The organism is Acidovorax sp. (assembly GCF_021287135.1).
Classification (GTDB): domain Bacteria; phylum Pseudomonadota; class Gammaproteobacteria; order Burkholderiales; family Burkholderiaceae_C; genus Acidovorax.
Map to the genome: position 1 here is coordinate 1 of NZ_JAJTBB010000077.1, position 21,802 is coordinate 21,802.

General features: G+C 67.0%; 19 protein-coding genes. 10 read left to right on the forward strand and 9 right to left on the reverse strand.

All coding sequences use genetic code 11. The features are described 5' to 3' along the window. Nucleotides 1-237: 237 nt before the first annotated feature. The 6 genes from LWW96_RS17205 to LWW96_RS17230 form a co-directional block, all read right to left on the reverse strand. Nucleotides 238-1,944 (reverse strand): NAD(P)-binding protein, encoded by a 1,707-nt coding sequence (locus LWW96_RS17205; protein ID WP_291489101.1) that lies wholly within the window; start codon nucleotides 1,942-1,944, stop codon nucleotides 238-240. 264 nt (nucleotides 1,945-2,208) lie between these two features. Then, entirely contained in the window at nucleotides 2,209-3,765 is a 1,557-nt protein-coding gene (locus tag LWW96_RS17210) for a polyamine aminopropyltransferase (protein WP_291489084.1), read from the reverse strand. Between the two features lie 46 nt (nucleotides 3,766-3,811). Further along, entirely contained in the window at nucleotides 3,812-4,894 is a 1,083-nt protein-coding gene (locus tag LWW96_RS17215) for a Fic family protein (protein ID WP_291489085.1), read from the reverse strand. 247 nt (nucleotides 4,895-5,141) lie between these two features. Then, entirely contained in the window at nucleotides 5,142-5,363 is a 222-nt protein-coding gene (locus LWW96_RS17220) for a DUF350 domain-containing protein (protein WP_291489086.1), read from the reverse strand. Nucleotides 5,364-5,435: 72 nt separating this feature from the next. Further along, nucleotides 5,436-6,947, reverse strand: coding sequence for a DUF4178 domain-containing protein (locus tag LWW96_RS17225; protein WP_291489087.1), 1,512 nt, complete (start codon nucleotides 6,945-6,947; stop codon nucleotides 5,436-5,438). 117 nt (nucleotides 6,948-7,064) lie between these two features. Next, a complete protein-coding gene (locus LWW96_RS17230; RefSeq protein WP_291489088.1) occupies nucleotides 7,065-8,117 on the reverse strand; it encodes an SPFH domain-containing protein in 1,053 nt (350 codons plus the stop codon). 296 nt (nucleotides 8,118-8,413) lie between these two features. Here LWW96_RS17230 and LWW96_RS17235 point away from each other — a divergent pair, with 296 nt between their 5' ends. Then, nucleotides 8,414-8,665 (forward strand): DUF2061 domain-containing protein, encoded by a 252-nt coding sequence (locus tag LWW96_RS17235; protein ID WP_291489089.1) that lies wholly within the window; start codon nucleotides 8,414-8,416, stop codon nucleotides 8,663-8,665. Nucleotides 8,666-8,876: 211 nt separating this feature from the next. On the opposite strand, the gene LWW96_RS17240 is transcribed toward LWW96_RS17235, so the two are convergent. Further along, nucleotides 8,877-9,182 carry a flagellar basal body protein gene (locus LWW96_RS17240; protein WP_291489090.1) on the reverse strand — a complete coding sequence of 102 codons (306 nt, stop codon included), beginning with the start codon at nucleotides 9,180-9,182 and terminating at the stop codon, nucleotides 8,877-8,879. 262 nt (nucleotides 9,183-9,444) lie between these two features. Here LWW96_RS17240 and LWW96_RS17245 point away from each other — a divergent pair, with 262 nt between their 5' ends. After that, nucleotides 9,445-10,041, forward strand: coding sequence for an IPTL-CTERM sorting domain-containing protein (locus LWW96_RS17245; RefSeq protein WP_291489091.1), 597 nt, complete (start codon nucleotides 9,445-9,447; stop codon nucleotides 10,039-10,041). Nucleotides 10,042-10,129: 88 nt separating this feature from the next. Here the strand turns inward: LWW96_RS17245 and LWW96_RS17250 are convergent, their stop codons facing one another. Together LWW96_RS17250 and LWW96_RS17255 are read right to left on the reverse strand one after the other, a co-directional pair. Next, complete coding sequence (locus LWW96_RS17250; protein ID WP_291489092.1) at nucleotides 10,130-11,095, reverse strand: LysR family transcriptional regulator; 966 nt, start codon at nucleotides 11,093-11,095, stop codon at nucleotides 10,130-10,132. Between the two features lie 10 nt (nucleotides 11,096-11,105). After that, nucleotides 11,106-12,029: a LysR substrate-binding domain-containing protein gene (locus LWW96_RS17255; RefSeq protein WP_291489093.1), complete on the reverse strand. Its 924-nt coding sequence runs from the start codon at nucleotides 12,027-12,029 to the stop codon at nucleotides 11,106-11,108. A 98-nt stretch (nucleotides 12,030-12,127) separates the two neighbouring features. Here LWW96_RS17255 and LWW96_RS17260 point away from each other — a divergent pair, with 98 nt between their 5' ends. From LWW96_RS17260 to LWW96_RS17295, 8 genes are all read left to right on the forward strand, one after another. Further along, a complete protein-coding gene (locus LWW96_RS17260; RefSeq protein ID WP_291489094.1) occupies nucleotides 12,128-12,613 on the forward strand; it encodes a PaaI family thioesterase in 486 nt (161 codons plus the stop codon). 277 nt (nucleotides 12,614-12,890) lie between these two features. Then, complete coding sequence (locus LWW96_RS17265) at nucleotides 12,891-14,249, forward strand: aspartate aminotransferase family protein (protein ID WP_291489095.1); 1,359 nt, start codon at nucleotides 12,891-12,893, stop codon at nucleotides 14,247-14,249. Nucleotides 14,250-14,270: 21 nt separating this feature from the next. Beyond that, on the forward strand, nucleotides 14,271-14,894 hold the full coding sequence (locus LWW96_RS17270) for a DJ-1/PfpI family protein (protein ID WP_291489096.1): 624 nt from the start codon (nucleotides 14,271-14,273) through the stop codon (nucleotides 14,892-14,894). 73 nt (nucleotides 14,895-14,967) lie between these two features. Beyond that, nucleotides 14,968-16,485 carry a CoA-acylating methylmalonate-semialdehyde dehydrogenase gene (locus LWW96_RS17275; RefSeq protein ID WP_291489097.1) on the forward strand — a complete coding sequence of 506 codons (1,518 nt, stop codon included), beginning with the start codon at nucleotides 14,968-14,970 and terminating at the stop codon, nucleotides 16,483-16,485. Between the two features lie 130 nt (nucleotides 16,486-16,615). Next, nucleotides 16,616-17,716, forward strand: coding sequence for a sensor domain-containing diguanylate cyclase (locus LWW96_RS17280; RefSeq protein ID WP_291489098.1), 1,101 nt, complete (start codon nucleotides 16,616-16,618; stop codon nucleotides 17,714-17,716). A 186-nt stretch (nucleotides 17,717-17,902) separates the two neighbouring features. Next, nucleotides 17,903-20,221 (forward strand): NADP-dependent malic enzyme, encoded by a 2,319-nt coding sequence (locus LWW96_RS17285; protein WP_291489099.1) that lies wholly within the window; start codon nucleotides 17,903-17,905, stop codon nucleotides 20,219-20,221. A gap of 154 nt (nucleotides 20,222-20,375) precedes the next feature. Continuing rightward, on the forward strand, nucleotides 20,376-20,783 hold the full coding sequence (locus LWW96_RS17290) for a ribonuclease (protein WP_291489100.1): 408 nt from the start codon (nucleotides 20,376-20,378) through the stop codon (nucleotides 20,781-20,783). Nucleotides 20,784-20,929: 146 nt separating this feature from the next. Continuing rightward, nucleotides 20,930-21,355, forward strand: coding sequence for a barstar family protein (locus LWW96_RS17295; RefSeq protein ID WP_063461487.1), 426 nt, complete (start codon nucleotides 20,930-20,932; stop codon nucleotides 21,353-21,355). Nucleotides 21,356-21,802: the final 447 nt, after the last annotated feature.

The window sequence follows — 21,802 nt, forward strand, 5'->3', positions numbered from 1 at the left end:
GAAGCCCTGCGCACCGGCAAGATCCCTTCGGGCGAATTCAGCATGTAATTGCAACGGTTGCGGGCCTTGCCCATGGTGGCGACATCGGTGGCATGTCGCAGGTGCCGCTGCCATGGGCAAGTGTTTTGCCGCACCGGAGCACACGATGCTTCCCCTCGAAATAGGGCTCCCTTAGGGGAGCCCTTTTTTCGTTGGGCCGCAGGGCCTTGGGGGCGGAAGGCGGTGGCCGCGCGGGGTTCAGCCGGCGGCGGTCAAGCCCGCGCCATGCCCGCGCGTGAAGGCCTCCTCGAACACCGAATAGCCGGACCAGTCGCTGTGCGCAAACGCCAGGCGCGCGGTGGCGGGCGTGGGTATCCAGGGTGCGCGCTCTCCATTAGATAGCTGCTTGCGCTTGCTGGACGGGCGCTGCAGGCCGATTTGGCTAAGAAAACCCAGCAGCCCCGGCGTGGGGATGGCCATGGCGTGCCCGTAGCGGGTGATCTCCACGCGGGTGGCGCGCTGGCGCAGGTCGGGGTGCGGCGCTGCCAGGGCGGCCAGGGCCGCGTCGGCCCAATGCTGCCAGGGGGCGGTGGCCAGCTGCTGGCGGCCGTCGGCCACATCGCCCAGCGCCTGGTAGTAGGTCAGCACCGTGGGGCCGGCCAGGGTGGCGCGGGTGTCCAGGCGCTGGTGGCCGGCGTTCACGTAGCCCAGGCCGCCGGGGTTGGGGTCGGCGTACAGCACGTTGTCCCAGGCGGGCGCGGCGCCCGGCCGGTCGGTGAGCGGGCTGGCGAGGTGCAGGTTGGCCACCAGCCAGGGGGCCGTGTGCAGGCGCCGTGCTGCCTCGGCCAAGAAAGCGGGCGGATTCTGCACCACGCGCGCGGCCAGCAGCACCGGCAGGGCCACCACGCAGCGCGGCGCCTGCCAGCGCTCCACGCTGTCGGTGGCGTGGTTGTATGCATCCACTTCCACGCCGTGGCGGCCCTCGGCAATGCGCAGCACGCTGGTGGCGGTGCGCAGCTGGCCGCCCCCTTGGGCAGTGTCCTGCAGGGGCGCGGCCAGGCGCTGCGTGAGCCAGCCGTTGCCCTCGGGCCAGGTGAGCACGCTTTCACGCGGCTCGTCCGGCGCATCGCCCGGCGCGTGGAAACCATGGCGGCTGGCAAAGTAGTGGATGCCCGCCCAGGCCGACACGCGCGCCGTGCCGGCGCCGTAGTCGTCGCGGCAGCAGTAGTCCAGGTACCACAGCAGGTACGCGTCATCAAAGCCCTGCTGCTGCAGCCAGGCCGCAAACGGCAGCGCGTCCAGCGCCTGGTGCGACGGCGCCAGCGGCTTGCCGGGGCCCAGCGTGCGCAGCATGGGCATGCGAAAGCGCGCCGCCTGCGCCGCCGCGTCCACCGCCTGGCTGAAACGGCGGTACTGGGCCAGCGTGGTGTCCGGCACGCCCTGCAGAGGCAGCAGCCCGTCCTGCCATTCGCCGTGCAGGAACAGCCGCTCCTGCGGGCTGTGGCACAGGTGGCGCTCGTCGTACTGCCAGCGCCCGGCCACCCGCTGGCGCAGGCCCAGCTCCTCCAGCAGGTCCTGCACTTCGCGCGCATCGTCGCCCGGCACGGGCAGGTAGTGCGCGCCCAGGGGGCAGCGAATGCCGTTCACCGCGCCGCCGCGGCTGTTGCCGCCGGCCGTGTCCTCCAGCTCCAGCAGCGCAAAGTCGTCCACGCCCGCCAGCCGCAGCGACCGCGCCGCCGCCAGCCCCGCCACGCCCCCGCCCGCGATGAGGACCTGCGCGCGCCGCACCACGGAGGGCTCGGGCCAGGCGCCCTTCTTCAGCCGATCGCGCAGCGCGTGGCCGCGCTCCATGGCGATGCCCGCAAAGCCGCCCTGCAGCGTGCGCGGGGCGTCATCGCAACCCGGCAGCAGTGCAGTGGCGGCTGCTGCGGCAGCGGTGGTGGCGAGGAAGTGGCGGCGGTGCATGGGGTGCGTGACGGTGTCGGTGGTCAGGGGCTGCGGCCAGTCATTCAACACGGTTCGGGCTGAGTCTGCCGAAGTTTGCGCGGCGCTTCGGCAGGCTCAGCGTGAACGGTCTGTGGGATTGTGAGCCGCCCGACATGCAGCTGCGAGACGCATCGGTTCGTCGATACCGGCGCGCCCCCAGGCCAGTGCACCCGCGGAACGGGCTTTGCCAGGCCGCTGGGTGCGTCCCCCAGTGGGGGACGCGGCGCAGCCGCTCAGGGGGCGTCAATGCCTGCCCCACTCGCGCTCGTACGTATGCACCAACGCCTGGTTGGACAGCCGGTTCACCTCGGCCGGTACGCGCGCCATGTCGCGTGGAAAGTCGAACAGCAGCGGCAGCGAGCCCACGTCCAGAAAGCGCAGCCCTTCGGGCAGTCGGTCGGGCAGCCGCCAGGGCCGGCGGCTGGCGATGATGTAGCCCCACTCGCCAAAGCTGGGCACATGCGCGTGGTACGGCGCCGTTTGCAGGCCCACCGATTCAATGGTTTGCGCCACCGTCCAGAAGCTCTGGCGCGCCACCAGCGGCGAGGTGGTCTGCACCACGGCATAGCCGCTGGCCGACAGGCTCCGGTCCAGCAGGGCGTAAAAACTGTTGGTGTAGAGCTTGCCGATGGAGAAGTTCGTCGGGTCGGGGAAGTCCACCACGATCACGTCATACGGCTCTGCGCCCGCTTGCTCCTGCTGCGCCTGCAGCCAGCCAAAGGCGTCGGTGTTGACGACCTTCACGCGCGGGTCGCTGAGCGCATGGCTGTTGAGCTGTGCGAGCGTGGGGTTCTCGGTGAACAGGCGGGTCATGGCCGGGTCCAGCTCCACCAGCGTGACCGAGGTGACCGACGGGTACTTGAGGATCTCGCGCACCGCCATGCCGTCACCACCGCCCAGCACCGCAACCCGTTTGGGCGCGCCGTGCGCCGCCATGGCAGGGTGCACCAGGGCTTCGTGATAACGGTACTCGTCGGATTCCGCAAACTGCAGGTTGCCGTTCAAGAACAGCCGGTGCCCCAGCCGCCCGCGCGTGACCACGATGCGCTGGTACGGCGACGCGGCGGTGAACACCACACGGTCCTGGTAAAACTTGTCCTCCGCCACGGTGGTGATGTGCTCCGCGCCCGCCAGGCCCGCCACCAGTGCGCCCAGCACCAGCACGCAGGCCAGCACATGCGCGCGCAGGCGTCGCAGCTCATGCCGGAACAGCCACACCGCCCACAGCGCCACGGCGCCGTTCATCAGCCCGAACACCAGCCCCGTGCGGATGAGCCCCAGGTGCGGCACCAGCAACAGCGGAAACGCCAGCGACACGGCCAGCGCGCCCAGGTAGTCGAACGTGAGCACCTGCGACACCAGGTCCTTGAGCGCCACATTGCGCTTCAGGATGCGCATGACCAGCGGAATCTCCAGCCCCACCAGCGTGCCCACCACCAACACCAGCGTGTACAGCAAAAATCGGAACGCGCCCGGCACATACGCATTCGCCAAAAACAGCACGGCCGGCATCGCCCCGCCGACCAGCGCCACCAGCAACTCGATGCGCAAAAAGTGCGCGGGCAGCTGCCGCTCGAAGTAGCGCGACAGCCACGAGCCCACGCCCATGGCAAACAGGTAGGTGCCGATGATGGTGCTGAACTGCAGCACCGAATCGCCCAGCACGTAGGAGGCCAGCGCGCCTGCGGCCAGCTCGTACAGCAGGCCGCACGCGGCCACCACGAAGACGCTGGCGAGCAGGGCAATGTCGATGGGGCGGGGGGCAGCGGGGGCCGAAGAAGGGGTTGTTGTTGCTGTCATGCCGCCCACTCTTCGCCCAGCATCTCGCGTTTTCGCTGGTCTGCGGTCATGAACGGACCTCCGTGGAGCCCAGCAAAATGGCACTGAGCGCCTGGTTGACGTAATAGTTGCCGCGCCCGATTTTTTGCTTTTGCACGAAGCCCGTGGCGGCCAGCGCATCAAGGTACTTGGTGGCCGTGAGTCGGGAAACCTGCAGATCCCGCTGCAGGAAGTCGATCTTGGTGTAGGGGTGCGTAAACAGGTTGTTGATCAAATCCTGGCTGTAGAACTTGTGCTCTGCCCGGATCCGGTGTTTGTAGTCAAACAACGCCGTCTTGATGGCATGAATGGTCGACAGGGTGTGGGCGGCCGTTTGCTCCACAGCTTCCAGCATGTAGAGCACCCATTCCTCCCAGGTGTTCTCGTCACGGACCGCTTGAAGCAGCCGGTAATAGTCTGCCTTGGTGCGTACGATGTGCTTGCTCAGGTACAGCACAGGAATGTCCAGCAGTCCCTCCTTCACCAGATACAGCACATTCACAATGCGCCCGGTGCGGCCGTTGCCATCGTAGAAGGGGTGGATGCTCTCAAATTGGTGGTGCGCCAGCGCCATCTTGATCAGCGGGTCCACCGCCAGCGCCTCCGGGTCGTTCAAGAACCGCTCCAGGTTCCGCATCAGCGCCACGATCTCCGCCGGGTCTTGCGGCGGCGTGTAGACGGTGTCTCCCGCCCCGTCTTTCAGTGCCGTGCCCGGCTGCTTTCGAAAACCTGCGTTGTTGCGTTCCAGTTCGCCTTGGATCTGGATGATGTGGTTGGCCGTGAGCAGTCCGCTGGCGCGCACCTGTTCAAACCCCACCCGCAGTGCCTGGCGGTAGCGGAGCACCTCCTTGGCCGCAGGGTTGGCAAAAGCCTCCGGCAGCACATCGTCTTTGAACAGCTCGTCATGGGTAGTGACGATGTTTTCGATCTCCGAGCTGTCCTTGGCCTCCTGCAATCCCAGCGTATTGATCAGGATGCCCTGGTTAGGAATGGATGCTGCAATGCCCTTGAGCTCGGCCAGCCTGCGGCTGCTGCTGGCCAGCTTTTTCAGGATGGCGGGTGTGTCGAAGCGGGCGGCGTCCAGCTGGTCGAGCGACGGAAGCAAAGGCATGGTGACGCTATGACTGGCTTTGATGTGTATAGAAATGGAGGTTTTCTATACATGTTAGCCAGCATGTGTATAGAAAACCGGATTTTTTATACATATGCTCGACGACGTTTGGCCGCGGCGGGTGCGCGAAGCGGCATGGGCGCTTATGGCGAAAATGGGGGGCGGGCTGCGCGACCCGTGCCGGGGGCAGCCCGCAAGAAAGCAAGGGCCCTCGCCCAACGGCGGGGCTTTGCGCATGTGTCAAAAGTCAATGAATCGCCGCCGCCACGATGATGCTGATGCCCAGGCACATCGCGGCCACCACCAGCCCCAGGGCCTGGTTTTGCTTTTCAACGATCTCGCGCCACAGGTCGTAGGGCGTGATCTTGTCCACGATGACGAAGGCCAGCCAGAAAACCACCACGCCGATGATGGCGTACAGGATGGAGCCGAGGAACGCTGCGGGCTTGAGCCATTCGATGCCGATCATGTTCTATCTCCTAAATAACGGGTTGCACGGGGGGCCGCGGGCGGGCGGCGGGGGCGTAGTAGTGGGTGGGTCCTACTTGTGGCTGCCGCCGGAGGAGTATCCGCCGTACGAGCCGCCCGAGCTGCGGTAGCTGGACGATGAGCAGTTTTCCACGCGCGGGTCGCAACTGGAGCAGCGGCTGAGCAGGATGAGCACGATGATGATGACGATGGCCACCAGGATGATGGTGCCGCAGCCCATGCCGGACTTGGCCACGAAGGGGCCGGGGTCGTCCCTTTTGAGCACATCCTGCTTGTCGTCCAGCTTGAAGGCCTTGGCCACCGTGTCGCTGCCGAGCTTGTCGCCCGCCGACCAGGTGATCTCGTTGGGGGTCTGCTCCAGCGAGAGCAGGCCCTTGCTGCTGGCGAAGTCGCGGTTGCTGGTCTTCTGGCCGCGCGTCACGGGCCAGTAGAACTCGCCCAGCACGTAGGTGGTTTCGGCCTCGTAGGTGTACTTGAGGTCGTACTTGGTGCCCAGGTAGGTGGCGCTGCGGCCGGTGGACGACAGCTGCGGCGCGCCCGTGGTGGGGCGCACCAGGCTCCAGCCTTCCTCGGAGTCGACGAGGAAGGCGAAGCCGCGCTTCTGGTTGTAGAGCAGGTATTCGCTCCAGCCGAAGTGCTCGTCGTCCCCAGGCTCCACGCCCATGCGGTGCTGGAAGCCGACGATCTGCCACTGCACGCCCTGCAGCTGGCCCTTGCTGCCCAGCGGGATGAGGGGCTGCACGGGTTCGTCCTGCTCGGCCGCGCGCAGCTCGCCGCCCACACCGCTATCGAGGCTGATGATGCTGGCGCACGAGCCGCAGGTGATGCTCTTGGTGCTGGCCAGCTGCACCTGCACGGGCGCGCCGCAGTGCGGGCAGTTGAACTGGCGGCCTTTTTCTTCCTTGACGGACTCGTCCTTCAGTCCCTTGAGCTGCAGATCCTCCAGCAGCACGGCGCGGCCGCGCTCCACGCTGGGCGGGGTGTTGCCGTAGTCGATGCTGACGACTTCGCCATCGCTGCTCCTCAGCTCCACCATGCCGAACGGCTGGCCCAGCGGCGGCAGCTTGGGCAGTTCGCCCTGGGCGGAGATGAGCTGCGCCTGGCCGGTGTAGGCCACGCTGTAGGGCTTGCCGTTGATGGCGGTGGTGGCGCCGATGCGAAAGCGCTCGGCCGGGGGCATCTCGCGGCCGGGGTCGATGCGGCGCGTGAAGACGTAGGCGCCGTTGTCTTCGCCCAGGATGGCGGTGCTGCCGTCTTCCAGAAAGGCGATCCACTCGGTCCACACACCGGCGTCGCCCTTGTACTGCAGGCGGCCGATGAGGGTGAAGGGCGTGTCCTTGCCGTCGAGCGCAATGCGCCCGCTGGCCATGAGCTGCAGCGGGCTGTGGTCGTCGAACAGCTCGGCCATCTTGCCCAGGCGCTGCAGCACGTCGCCGCTGCGCACCACGGTGCTCTGGCAGTAGCCGCAGACGGCGTGGGTGGATTGGGCGCTCTTGAACTCCACCGGCGCGCCGCAGCCGGGGCAGGGCGCGCGGTAGGTGCGCTGGGTGGGGTCGTTGGCCATCGGCAGGGCTGCTGCTGCTTGCGCCGCTCAGCGACGGTTTTGAAGCCTTTTTGGCCTCTAGCGCTTATCCCTCAAGCGCAAGCAGCTATTGTTATGATAGCAATCGTTGGGTGCCGCTCAGACCAGTTTCTTGAGCAGCTCGGCCTTCTTGGCGTCGAACTCCTCCTGCGTGAGGATGCCCTTGGCCTTGAGGTCGCCCAGCTTCTCCAGCGTGGCCATCACGTCCTCGGGCTTCACGCCCACGGGGGCGGCCGCCGCCTGGGCCGCCGCTGCGGCGGCCGGGGCCACGGGGGTCTGCAGGCCCTGCTGCAGGTTCTGCGCCAGCACTTGGCCAAGGGCCACGCCCGCGCCCAGGCCCATGGCGTCGCCCGCGACGCCGCCGCCACCGCCGCTGTTCTCTGCGAACTTGGGGATGGCCTGCGCCGTCTGGTACTGCATGAACTTGCCCATGTCGTTGCCGACCATGCCCATGCCGATCTTCTGGTCCAGGATCTTCTGCAGCTCTTCGGGCAGCGAGACGTTCTGCACCGTCATGGCTTCGAGCTGCAGGCCGATCTTGGCAAACGCGGGCGCCAGCTCCTTGGCCAGCGCGTCGGCAAACATCACCTGGTTGGCGGCCAAATCCAGGAACGGCAGGCCGCTGCCGGCAATGGCGTTGCTGATGTTCTGCAGCACCAGGCCGCGCAGCTGGCCTTCCAGGTCGGCCACGGGGTACGACTCGCGCGTGCCCGAGATCTCGGTGTGGAACAGCTTGGGGTCGGCAATGCGGAAGGCGTAGTTGCCGAACGCGCGCAGGCGCACCGCGCCAAAGTCCTTGTCGCGGATGGTGATGGGCTGCGGCGTGCCCCACTTCTGGTCGATCTGCTGGCGCGTGCTGAAGAAGTACACGTCGCTCTTGAACGGGGACTCGAAGAGCTTGTCCCAGTTCTTCAGATACGTGAGCACCGGCAGCGTCTGCGTGGTGAGCTTGTAGGTGCCGGGGCCGAACACGTCGGCCACCTGGCCTTCGTTGACGAACACCGCCATCTGCGACTCGCGCACCACCAGCGTGCCGCCATTCTGGATTTCCATGCCCGCCATCGGGAAGCGCCAGGCCAGCGTGCCGTCGCCTTCCTCCGTCCACTGGATGATGTCAATGAACTGTTTCTTGATGAAGTCCATCAGGGCCATGTGTGCTCCCGCGTGTGGTGATGAGGGGTTGAAAGAGCGGCCATCATAGCAACGGCCTTCCCGTTTTTTGGGGCATTGCAGAGGGCCTGCGTGAGCGGCGCCCCCCGCGGCATGGCCGGTGGAGCGGGGGCGCCCGGCCCCTGCGCAGCGGCGCGCAGCCCGCAGGCTTGATAGCGTCTATCTGCGCGGTAGTGGCAATCAATTGGTGTTCGCTATTGAGAATGCCTACCATTCACTCCATGCCCAGCGCCGTGCCCTGCACCGCCGGGCGGACCGCCCACCGCCAGGAGAACACCATGACCCGCATCCGCCAAGCCGCTCGCCAGAACAAGACCACGCTCCTGAAGACCGGCAGCTACTACGCCATCCACATCTGCGTGGCCGCGATGGTGGCCTATGCCGTCACCGGCAACCTGTGGGCGTCGCTCACCCTGAGCCTGCTGGAGCCCACGGTGCAGGCCGTGGCGTTCTTCTTCCACGAAAAGGCGTGGGACCGTGCCGCGCGGCGCCAGGCCAACAACACGGCGGTCACTGCCGTGGCCGCCTGAAGATTCGCAACCCCTTCAATCGCTTGAGGAGATCACCATGTACACCATTCCCCTGCACAGCCGCACCGCCACGGGCCTGGCTTTCCAGCGCTGGCTGGTCCAGCGCCTGGCCGCGCTGGCCTCGGCGGGCTGAACCTGTGGCGCACCGCAAACCACAAGGCCCCGGCAAGCGGGGCCTTGTGGTGCTGTGTGGTGAGTGCCCGGGCGGTGCTCAGGCCTTGACATCCAGCAGCGAGCCCATCATGGCGTCCTGCGTCTTGATGGTCTGCAGGTTGGCCTTGAACGCGTAGGTGGCCGACATCTGCTCCACCGCCTCTTCCTCCAGCGCCACGCCATCCGCCTGGGGCTCGCGCTGCACGCTGGCGCGCACGCCCGTGCTGCCCGACGCTTCTTCCTGAGCCACCACCTCGCGGCGGTAGCCCGGGGTGTTCATGTTGGCCACGTTGTTGGCCGAGGCATCCAGCCGCAGCTGGGCGGCCTGCAGGCCGGAGGAAGCAATGGATCCCAAGGAGGACATGACGGGGCCCTTTCAATACAGCCAGCCACAGGTGTCGTGCATTTTGGCCGCTGTGTGCTCAAAGCACAATCTGCCCAAGTCCTCCACCGGGCGGACGGCGCCGAAAGAAGCCCGGCCCCGTGAAGCTGGTTGCGCCCAATGACACGCCGGAATGGACCCTGCAGAGTTTCCGGGGGCTGCTGTCGGCCTGCGCTGGCGGTGCAAACGCCATGACAGCGAATGCAAACATCGTTACATTTGCGGCGAAACACGGGAGGAATGAATGGCAAAGCACTTCGCTGGCTTCGTGTTGGGCGTCGCGGCCCTGGTCTGCAGCATGACCGCCCAGGCGGCGTATACCGTCACCCTGAACCAGGTGGGCGCGGATGTGGTCGCAACGGGCAGCGGCTCGTTCAATCTGGCGGGGGTGCCGACCGTGTCTCCGCCCGTAGCGGCAGGCATCATCCCGTCCGATACCGCGATGGTCCTCGGTGCCACGGCCCCGACCACGGTTTATTTGCTGCCCGTCTCCGGACCCACGGCCTTCGGGCCAGGGGGGCTGGCGTGGGCGAGTGCCAGCGCGGGGCCGGCGGTGGGCATCAACCGCAATTCCGGCCAGGTTGGCGTACCCGTGGGCTATGTGAATGGCTCGGCGCTCGGCACCTCCAGTGCCACTTGGGCCGGGCAGACCCTGGCCGGCATGGGGGCCGCCCCCGGCACCTACGTCTGGACCTGGGGAAGCGGCCCCACGGCCGATTCCTTCACGCTCATCGTCGGTGGCGCTTCCAACATCCCCACGTTGTCGGAGTGGGGCGCGGTGTCGCTGGCGGCCGCTTTGGGCCTGCTGGGTTTCGCAACGCTGCGCCGACGCAGGGGCTGACGGACACGGCACGGCCAGGCCACTTCGGTGGCCTAGTTTTTTGCGGGGGCGGGCCCGGCCCGGCCGCGGCCGGCCGTGTTTCGGCGTCTCAAGACGCGCCTGGCGTCCGGTGCGCCTGCACCAGGCACTGCGCAAACGCCTGCGCTGCACGCGGCGGCTGCGGCGACTTGCGCAGCACGCTGACGAACTGGCAGGGGTAGAAGAACTGCGCAGGCAGCACGGCCTGCATCAGGCCCCGCCGCTCGAAGCTCTCGGCATAGTGGTCGGGCAGGAACCCCAGGTAGCGGCCCGAGAGGATCAGCGTGGCGATCGACTCCTGGTCGAAGCCCGTGGCCTTGCGCGGCAGGCGCGCGCTGTGGCTCAGTTCCATGTTGGGCGAGTGGTAGCCCAGGCCGGCGAACTGGTAGGCGCGCAGCGCGTCCCACGTCAGCGCGGCGTGGTGGGCGCCAAACAGGGGGTGCTGCGCGCCGCAGTACAGCAGCATGGTTTCGGCAAACAGATCGGTATAGACCAGGCTTTGTGAGGTGCGGTGGGCGGGGATGATGCCCACGTGGAAGCTGCCGTCCATCAGCCCCCGTTCGATGGCGGGAATGGAAGCCACGTGCATTTGCAGGCTCACGTCAGGCGCCTGCTGGGCAAAAAGCGCAATCGCTTCGCCAATGCGCGCGGCAGGGTTGCTGGCCGTCTTGTCGAAGATGGCCACCTCCAGCCGTCCGCCCATGCGGCGGTGGATGTCGTCGATGCTGCTGCGAAACGCGTCCACCGCACTGAGCAGGTGCAGGGTTTCGTCGTACACGCGCTGGCCCTCGGCCGTGAGGGCGAAACCCGCGCGGCCCCGGCGGCACAGCGTGAGGCCCAGGCGGGTCTCCAGATCCTTGACGTGGCGGCTCACGGTGCTGGTGCCGATGTTGAGCTCCAGCTCGGCCGCCGTCATGCCGCCGCACTCCACCACGGCCTTGAAGACCTGAAGCAGGCGCAGATCCATGTCGGAGAGTTGGCCCAGGACGGCGCGGGGGCGCGTGGCGGACACGGGGTGTTCGGGACGGGGCTGCATGTTGGCCTGATTATGGGAGCGCCCCGGCGGCCTCTGCTTCGGCCTCGGCCTCAATCCAGGCGGCCACGCGACGCACATCGTCGGAAGGCTGCGGCTGTGCTTGCAGCAGCCAGAAGGCGTGCCCGGCCCGTACGGTGCAGTGGGATTGGGCCGCCAGCACCAGCCGGCCGTCGGCGAGCAGGGGACGGATCAGCTCCAGCCGCCCCAACGCAACGCCCTGCCCCGCGAGCGCGGCCTGGATCACTTGGTCGTATTGGTTGAAGCGCAGCACGCCCTGCGGCTGGAGCGGCCGCCAGCCCAGTGCGGCCGCCCAGCCCTGCCATTGCAGCCAGGGGTGCCGCGGGTCGTCAAATTCGAGCAGCTTCAATCCCTGCAATTCCTGCGCCGTGGCGATGGGCCGGCCGACCAGCGCTGGCGAGATCACAGGTGCGACGGTTTCGCCAAACAGCCAGCGCGCGCCCTCGGGCACGGCTTCGGCCGGAGCGTAGCGGATGGCCAGGTCGATGCCGTCGCTGCGCAGGTCGGCCAACCGGTTGTTGGCGGAGACGCGCAGGTCCACGGCGGGATGGCGCTGCTGCAGCCGGCTCAGGCGGGGGAGCAGCCACAGGCCGGTCACGCCGATGGAGGCGCTCAGCGTTACCGGGCGCGGCGCGCCGCGCGTGCTCAGGCTGCCCAACACGTCCTGCAACTGTTGCAGGGCGCCGTCGGCGCTGCGGAACAGCCGCTCGCCCTCGGGGGTGAAGGCAATGGACCGGTGGCCGCGCAACAGCAGGCGCACGCCCAACTGCGCTTCCAGCGCCGCGACCTGCCGGCTGACCGCTGACTGGGTAAGGCACAGGTCCTGTGCCGCTTGTGTGATGCTCATGCGGCGCCCCACCGCGACGAAGCCCCGGACGAGATCGAGCGATGGCAGGTGAAGCAGTGAAAGTGACATTCCCATGGCGCATGCGAAGAGGAGAAAAGATCGATTGAAGCACGGGCCGCCGTTCCGTGTAATGGAGGGCCTGGACCCATCAGCGCGCAAGAAACGCCATGCCCCACACTCTCCGCCAGCTTCCCGTGCTGGAATACCTGCAACGCTACCTGGACGGCCGCCTCGCCGAGGGCGACGCAACGCATTTGCGCTATCCCACAGCGATCTCCCGGCTGCTGCGGTTCCACATCGTCGCCATCGGCGAAGCCACGGCGAGCATCGAGCTACTGGCCGATGCAACGCTGCATGGCAACCAGCAGGGGACGGTGCATGGCGGCCTGCTGTGTGAGCTGGCCGACGCCGCCATTGGCACGGCCCACTCCACGCTGATGCAGCCGGGCGAAAGCTTCACCAGCATCGACCTGCACGCGACCTTCCTGCGGCCGGTGTGGCAGTCGCGCCTGCGTGCCGAGGCTTGGGCCGAGCACCGCGGCCGATCAATCAGCCACTACCGCTGCGACATCGTGCGCGAAAACGGCAAGCGCGTCGCCAGCATCGCTAGCGCGGTGATGACCCTGCGTGGGCACCAGGCCCAAGGCCGTTGAAACCGAAAAGAGGCACTCCCGCTGACGCGCCGGGCGCTTGTTCGCGCGCCACCGAGCTGCGCGGATACGGTACGGCTGGGGGCGGACCTGGTCGACGGTGGCTGCCAGCCGCCCCGCGCACCTTTCGCAAGGTCTGCGTTATTGGGCTCGCTGGGCGCCAAACCCCCTGTCATTACTTGCATGGATCATCAAGTAAATATGGATATCTGGTGCTTTTAGAAATTAACACCGACACCAACAATAGCGGCTTCTTCTGTCCCATCGCCAGGAAACCGCCATGAGCTTCGCCGTCATCGACCCCAACCCCGCCGCCGCGGTGCGCACCGACGCCGCCTGGCTCGACGCCCACTGGATGCCTTTCACCGGCAACCGCAACTTCAAGGCCAAGCCGCGCATGATCGTGAGCGGCCAGGGCGCCTATTACACCGACGCCGAAGGGCGCAAGATTTTTGACGGCCTCTCGGGCCTGTGGTGCTCGGGCCTGGGCCATGGCCGCAAGGAAGTGGCCGAGGCCATTGGCCGCGCCGCCGCCACGCTGGACTACGCGCCGGCCTTCCAGTTCGGCCACCCCGCTTCGTTCGCGCTGGCCAACAAGCTCAAGGAGCTGACGCCCGCGGGCCTCGATTACGTGTTCTTCACCGGCTCGGGCTCCGAGTCGGCCGACACCTCGCTGAAGATGGCGCGCGCCTACTGGCGCACCAAGGGCCAGGCCAGCAAGACGCGCCTGATCGGCCGCGAAAAGGGCTACCACGGCGTGAACTACGGCGGCATCTCGGTGGGCGGCATCGTGGGCAACCGCAAGACCTTTGGCCAGGGCATCGAGGCCGACCACATTCCGCACACCCAGCCGCCCGCAGGCTCGTTCTACAAAGGCATGCCCGACACCGACGGCCGCGCGCTGGCCGACAAGCTGCTGGACGTGATCGCCCTGCACGACGCCTCCAACATCGCGGCCGTGATCGTCGAGCCCTTCTCAGGCTCGGCCGGCGTGGTGATCCCGCCCAAGGGCTACCTGGAGCGCATCCGCGAGATCTGCACGCAGAACAACATCCTGCTGATTTTTGACGAGGTGATCACCGGCTTTGGCCGCTGCGGCGCCTGGACCGGCTCCGAAGCCTTTGGCGTGACGCCCGACATCCTGAACTTTGCCAAGCAGGTCACCAACGGCGCCCAGCCGCTGGGCGGCGTGATCGCCACCAAGGAGATCTACGACACCTTCATGGCCGCAGGCGGCCCCGAGTACATGCTGGAGTTCACCCACGGCTACACCTACTCGGCCCACCCCGTGGCGTGCGCGGCCGGCAACGCGGTGCTCGACATCCTGCAAAAGGAAGCCATGCCCGAGCGCGTGAAGGCGCTGGCGCCGTATTTCGAGAACGCCGTGCACGGCCTGAAAGGCGCCAAGCATGTGGCCGACATCCGCAACTACGGTCTGGCGGCTGGCATCACCATCGCCGCCCTGCCCGGCGAGCCGGCCAAGCGGCCGTATGAGATTGCCATGAAGTGCTGGGACAAGGGCTTTTACGTGCGCTACGGTGGCGACACCATCCAGCTCGCGCCCCCCTTCATCAGCACCGAGGCCGAGATCGACCGCCTGGTCAGCGCCCTGGGCGATGCCCTGCAAGAAACGGCGTAAAAGAAGCTTCCGGCCCTGCCCATGCGCATTTCCATCCTGACGTTCGACGCCTTCAACGACCTGGATTCGCTGGTCGCGTTCAGCATGCTGGGCCGCATTGCGCTGCTGGGCGACACGGACTGGCAGGTGCGCATTGCCAGCCCCACGCCGCGCGTCACGTCCATGAACGGGCTGACCATCGACGCGCACGAAGACCTGAGCCAGCTGGCCCAGGCCGACGCGGTGCTGATCGGCAGCGGCATGAAGACGCGCGAAGTGGCCAACACCCCGGCGCTGATGGAGCCGCTGCGCGTGCTCAACCCCGCCCGCCAGCTGCTGGCCGCGCAGTGCTCTGGCACTTTCTTGCTGGGCCGCCTGGGCCTGCTCAGCGGCACGCCCGCCTGCACGGACCTGACCAGCAAGCCCTGGGTGGTGGAGTCCGGTGTCACCGTGGTGCCGCGCGCCTTTGCGGCCCGTGGCAACGTGGCCACCGCCGGCGGGTGCCTGGCGTCGCAGTACCTGGTGGCGTGGCTCCTGGCCCGCCTGAAGGGCGTGGACGCCGCGCGCGAGGTGCTGCACTACTTTGCCCCGGTGGGCGAGAAGCAGGAATTCATCGACCGCGCGCTGGCCCATGTGCTGCCCACGCTGGAGGCGCAGGCCGTCTAGCAATTGCTCCTTATTTTGTAGCTGCTTGCGCTTGCTGGATAAGCGCTGGCGGCACTTTTTGCTTGAAATCACCATGAACCACGACAAGAACGTCACCACCACCGTCGGCCACCTGATCGACGGCAAGCTCGTTGCCGACGCTGAGCGCACGCAGCCCGTGTTCAACCCCGCCACCGGCCAGTCCACCACCAGCGTGGCCCTGGCCAGCAAGGCCACGGTCGAAGCCGCCATTGCCTCGGCCGAAGCCGCCTTCCCCGCCTGGCGCAACACGCCGCCGCTCAAGCGCGCGCGGGTGATGAGCAAGCTGAAAGTGCTGCTCGAAGAGAACGCCGACAAGATCGCCGCCCTGATCACCGCCGAACACGGCAAGGTGCTGAGCGATGCGCACGGCGAGCTGCAGCGCGGCATCGAGAACGTGGAATACGCCAGCTACGCGCCCGAGCTGCTCAAGGGCGAGCACAGCCGCAACGTGGGCCCGTCGATTGATTCGTGGAGCGAATTCCAGGCGCTGGGCGTCACCGCCGGCATCACGCCCTTCAACTTCCCGGCCATGGTGCCGCTGTGGATGTGGCCCATGGCCGTGGCCTGCGGCAACACCTTCGTGCTCAAGCCTTCGGAGCGCGACCCGTCCTCCACGCTGTTCATCGCCCAGCTCGCGCTCGAAGCCGGCCTGCCGCCCGGCGTGCTGAATGTGGTCAACGGCGACAAGCTGGCCGTGGACACCCTGCTGCAAGACCCGCGCGTCAAGGCCGTGAGCTTTGTGGGCTCCACGCCCATTGCCGAATACATCTACGCCGAAGGCTGCAAGCACGGCAAGCGCGTGCAGGCCCTGGGCGGCGCCAAGAACCATGCGGTGCTGATGCCCGACGCCGACGTGGACAACGCCGTGAGCGCCCTGATGGGCGCGGCCTATGGATCGTGCGGCGAGCGCTGCATGGCCATCCCCCTGCTGGTGGCCGTGGGCGACGCAGTGGGCGACGCCGTGATCGCAGGCCTCAAGACCGAAATCGCCAAGATGAAGGTCGGCCCCGGCACCGACAACGGCAACGACATGGGCCCGCTGGTCACCAAGCCGCACTTCGAGAAGGTGAAGGCCTATGTGGACAGCGGCGTGGCCGAAGGTGCCACGCTGGTGGTGGACGGTCGTGGCGTGAAAGTGGCCGGCCATGAGGAAGGCTACTTCCTGGGCGCCTGCCTGTTCGACAACGTCAAGCCCGGCATGAAGATCTACCAGGAAGAGATCTTCGGCCCCGTGCTGGGCGTGGTGCGCGTGAAGACGCTGCAGGAAGCCATGCAGCTCATCAACGACCACGAATACGGCAACGGCACCTGCATCTTTACGCGCGATGGCGAGGCCGCCCGCTACTTCACCGACCACATCCAGGTCGGCATGGTGGGCGTGAACGTGCCCCTGCCCGTGCCCGTGGCCTACCACTCGTTTGGCGGCTGGAAGCGCAGCCTGTTCGGCGACCTGCACGCCTACGGCCCCGACGCCGTGCGCTTCTACACCAAGCGCAAGACCATCACGCAGCGCTGGCCCAGCGCCGGCGTGCGCGAAGGCGCGGTGTTCAGCTTCCCCAGCAGCCGCTGACGCGGCCGCCCACGGCCCCGTCCGGCGCGGCCCGTGTCGCGCCGGCGACGACCGCCAGCGCGAGCGCGCGCACGGTGGTGGGGCCGGCGGTCACAGCCTGTTACAGTGGTCCGGATCCCGCCGTCCGACCATGACCCTGTCTGCCGAAACGCTGCCTCCGCGCCCCGCCGTGCACTGGGCGGTGCGCATGAACCGGCGCAACCGCACCGTCTTCTACCCCCTGCTCCTGCTGGCCGTGGGCTCGCACCTGCTGGCCACCGGGGCTCCTGTGTGGGCCTGGGGCCTGCTGGTGCTGAACTACCTGGTCTTCCCCCAGGTCGCCTACGCCTTTGCCGCGCGGGCGGCCGATCCGCTGCGCTGTGAAAAGTACAACATGGACGCGGACATCGTGCTGTTCGGCTTCTGGTCGGCAGCCCTGGGATTTCCGCTGTGGATCGCCTTCACCCTGTGTGCGGCGGGCTGCCTGAACATGGTGGTGTTCCACGGGCCGCGCGGCGGCTGGCGGCTGCTGGCGGGCCTGGCGGCCGGCGCGGCGCTGGCGGCCCTGTTTGCGCCGCTGTCGTGGCGGCCCGAGACCGATCTGCGCACGTCCGTGCTGTGCATGCTGTCCATCGCGCTGTACCTGTTCGCGTTCGCCAGCGACGGGTTTCGCCGCGCCATGGCGCAGCACGAGGCGCACCTGCAGCTGCGCGAGCAGTTCGAGAAGATCCGCTCGCTGCAGGCCCAGTTGCGCGAGCAGGCCCTGCGCGACCCGCTGACCGGCCTGTTCAACCGCCGCCAGCTCGGCACCGTGCTGTCCCAGGGCCGGGCGGGCGGCGTGCCCCTGGCCCTGCTGCTCATCGACATCGACCATTTCAAGCAGATCAACGACACGCACGGGCACGCGGCAGGCGATGCCGTGCTGCAGGCGACGGCGCAGCTGCTGCTGCACCACGCCCGCCCCAGCGACCTGGCCTGCCGCATCGGCGGCGAAGAGTTCGTGCTCCTGCTGGAGGGCGCCACCGCAGCGCAGGCCGTGCAGCGCGCGCAGCAGCTGCGCGAAGACTTCGCCGCGCTGCGGGTGGCTGCGGACGGTGCCGAGGTGCGTGCCACGCTGTCCTGCGGCGTGGCGTGCTGTCCGGAGCACGCGGCCCGGCCCGATGCCCTCCTGGCCTGTGCGGACCGGGCGCTGTACAGCGCCAAGGACACGGGCCGCAACCAGGTGCGCACCCCCGCTGCGGCGGCCGCGTAGCGGCGCACCGTCGAGTTGCCGCAGGAGGCGCGAAGGCCGCCGGATGACGGTACGCAGATCCGCTTACTAGGGTTTTTACGAACGACCCCCTACAATCGCAGACCCTTACAAAGCTGACAACGTGCGGCCCGCCGGGCGGCGGTCGCCGGCTTCTTCACCCCCTTTCGATTGCGCTGGAGACACTGCATGCCCGAGAACACCACGGCCCAGAACAACAACAACCCCGACAAGCGCGCCCTGCTGCGCCGTGCCGCTCTCGAGTACCACGAGTTTCCCAAGCCCGGCAAGATCGCCATTGCCGCTACCAAGCAGATGGTCAACCAGCACGATCTGGCGCTGGCCTATTCGCCCGGTGTCGCCGCCCCATGCGAAGAGATCGTCAAGGACCCGAACGCCGCCTTCAAGTACACCAGCCGGGCCAACCTGGTGGGCGTGGTGACCAACGGCACGGCCGTGCTGGGCCTGGGCGACATCGGCCCGCTGGCCGGCAAGCCCGTCATGGAGGGCAAGGCGGTGCTGTTCAAGAAGTTCTCGGGCATCGACGTGTTCGACATCGAGATCAATGAGAAGGACCCCGAGAAGCTGGTGGAGATCATCGCCAGCCTGGAGCCCACGTTCGGCGGCATCAACCTCGAAGACATCAAGGCGCCGGACTGCTTCTACATCGAGCGCAAGCTGAGCGAGCGCATGAAGATCCCCGTCTTCCACGACGACCAGCACGGCACGGCCATCACCGTCGGCGCGGCCATCCTCAACGGCCTGAAGGTCGCGGGCAAGGACCCGTCCAAGGTCAAGCTGGTCACTTCCGGCGCGGGCGCCGCCGCGCTGGCCTGCCTGAACCTGCTGGTCAAGCTGGGCATTCCCCGCGAGAACATCTGGGTGACCGACCTGGCAGGCGTGGTGTACGAAGGGCGCACCGAACTCATGGACGAGGACAAGATCGTCTTCGCGCAAAAGACCGACGCCCGCACGCTGGGCGAGGTGATCGAGGGCGCGGACGTGTTCCTCGGCCTGTCGGCCGGCGGCGTGCTCAAGCAGGACATGGTGCGCAAGATGGCCACGCGGCCGCTGATCTTCGCCCTGGCCAACCCCAATCCCGAGATCACCCCCGAGGACGTCAAGGCCGTGCGGGACGACGCCATCATGGCCACGGGCCGCTCGGACTACCCGAACCAGGTCAACAACGTCCTGTGCTTCCCGTACATCTTCCGCGGGGCGCTGGACAGCGGCGCGACCACCATCACCCTGGAGATGGAAATCGCCGCCGTGCACGCCATTGCCGAGCTGGCCCAGGCCGAGCAGAGCGAAGTGGTGGCGGCGGCTTACGTGGGCGAGCCCCTGGCGTTCGGCCCCGAATACCTCATCCCCAAGCCGTTCGACCCGCGGCTGATGATGATGATCGCCCCTGCCGTGGCCAAGGCCGCGGCCGACAGCGGCGTGGCGCTGCGACCCATCGCCGACATGGACGCCTACCGCGACCACCTGCAGACGTTCGTGTATGCCTCGGGCACCACCATGAAGCCGATCTTCACGGCGGCCAAGACCGCCGCCAAGAAGCGCGTGGCCTATGCCGAGGGCGAGGAAGAGCGCGTGCTGCGCGCCGCGCAGATCGTGGTGGACGAGAAAATTGCCCGTCCCACCTTGATCGGCCGGCCCGCCATCATTGCCCAGCGCATCGAGAAGTTCGGCCTGCGCCTGCAGGAAGGGCGCGACTACGACATCGTCAATGTCGAGAACGACCACCGCTACCGCGACTTCTGGCAGACCTACCACCGCATGACCGAACGCAAGGGCGTGACGGTCTCGATCGCCAAGATCGAGATGCGCCGCCGCCTGGCGCTGATCGGCTCGATGCTGCTGCACAAGGGCGAGGTTGACGGCCTGATCGTCGGCACCTGGGGCCACACCGCCCTGCACCTGAACTACATCGACCAGGTGATCGGCAAGCGTGCCGGCGTCAACACCTACGCCGCCATGAACGGCCTGCTGCTGCCCGACCGCCAGGTCTTCCTGGTGGACACGCACGTCAACTACGACCCCACCGCCGAGCAACTGGCCGAAATCACCGTCATGGCGGCCGAGGAAATGATGCGCTTTGGCATCAAGCCCAAGGCGGCGCTGCTGTCGCACTCCAACTTCGGCTCCAGCAACCAGCCCAGCGCCATCAAGATGCGCCAGACCCTGGAGCTGCTGCGCGTGCAGGCGCCCTGGCTCGAAGTGGACGGCGAAATGCACGGCGACGTGGCCCTGGACGGCGCCGCGCGCGCCGCGATCATGCCGCACAGCGACCTGATCGGCGACGCCAACCTGCTGGTGCTGCCCAACATCGACGCGGCCAACATCTCCTACAACCTGCTCAAGACCGCCGCCGGCGGCAACATCGCCATCGGCCCCGTGCTGCTGGGCGCCGCGCAACCGGTCCATATCCTGACAGCCAGCACCACCGTGCGCCGCATCGTCAACATGACGGCCCTCACGGTGGCCGACGCGAACGCAGCACGGTAAGGTTTTTTCAAGTAGCAAGCGCTAACTTTAAACAACCTTTTCCTTCTTCAGCGTCTGCCTATTCTTTGGGCAGACGCTTGCTTTTTGGGGGCCGTTGAGCGACACTAACGCCTTGAAATTTCGGGTTAACCCGTAGTTTCTGAAAGGTTCGTTGATGCTGAAGGCTGTAGCCATCCAGGCCCGCAAAGCCGCTGTTTTGTGTGCTCTGGGTGTTGCATTCGTGCTGTCCCCGGTGGCGGGGCATGCCCGGAACTCTCCGTCCCCCGACGGCTCCATATCCCCCATTGCGCTGGCCGAGCTGCCCCGAGAGGGCCGCGAAACCTATGCGCTGATCCGTGAGGGAGGACCTTTTCCCCATGAAAAGGATGGAGTGGTTTTTGGCAATCGCGAGCGGCTCTTGCCCGTACACAGGCGGGGCTACTACCGCGAGTACACCGTCAGAACGCCAGGATCGCGCAACCGGGGAGCCCGGCGCATCGTGTGTGGCGGCAAGCCCCGGACGCCGGACGCTTGCTACTACACCGGCGATCACTACGCCAGTTTTCGCGAGATCGTTGAGTGACCCCGTTGCGCAGTCCGCAGGCCGGCGATACGCTGGTGGCGGTTGGTGCACCCGTTTTTGAACCGAATCCCTCACCCGCAAGCTGCCCCGCGCAGCCTAGCGAAGTGCCAGAAGTTTGTGGACTTTATAAAGAAAGAGTAGCGGAGATGCAGACGCCACTTCGTAAAGACCTGGAGACGCCACTGCGTGGCGTGCGCACCAACATCGTGCAGTCCATTCGTGCCTTCCGCGTGCAAGACCTGCAGGATGCCGCCACGTCCATGGGCCACCACTTCCTGTATGCCAACCTGGCCCACGCGCAATCCAAGCAGGACGTGCTGGACCTGATTGCCGCGCAGTTCACCTTCCCGTCCCACTTCGGCAAGAACTTCGATGCGCTGTACGACTGCATGACGGATCCCTTGCACAAATCGGGCCCGCAGCCCGGCTTCATTGTGGTGCTGGAGCAGATCCCGGCCACCGCCAAGTTCGACAAGGAAGCCCGGGAGCAGCTGCTCGACATCTTCCGCGACGCCGCCGACTACTGGGGCGACCGCAAGATTCCCTTCCGGTGCTTCTATTCTTTTCTGTAGCCCGTTCTGCATCCACCAGCCAAGCAGAACGGGCGAACGAGGCTACGGGAACCCAGGCCGTCGAAGGCATCGAAATTGGCGGCGAACCGGCCGAGAAGATGCCCACGGACAAACTGGTCGACGTGTCCCCGATGGCGCTGCGCATGAGCAGCCCCTTCAATTCGGGGTACTGGCTGTCGGCCGCTTGAATTCAGTACATCCCCCTGAGGCGCTTTGCGCCTTCCCCCTTCTCTCGAATTGCTGCGCAACTCGGGAAGGGGGACACCGCCAGCGCGGCGGGGCGGCCCTTGCGCGGCGGTCGCTGGTCTAGGAGTCTGCGCGGCAGAAGGAGCATCGGCTGCAACGCGCGATAAACCGGTCTCGCGCGGTGCTACCTCCTGCGCCCAGGGGGCCACCCTGGGCTTGTCGGTAGCACCACGCGATCCTCGGTTTTCGCGCGTTTCGCTT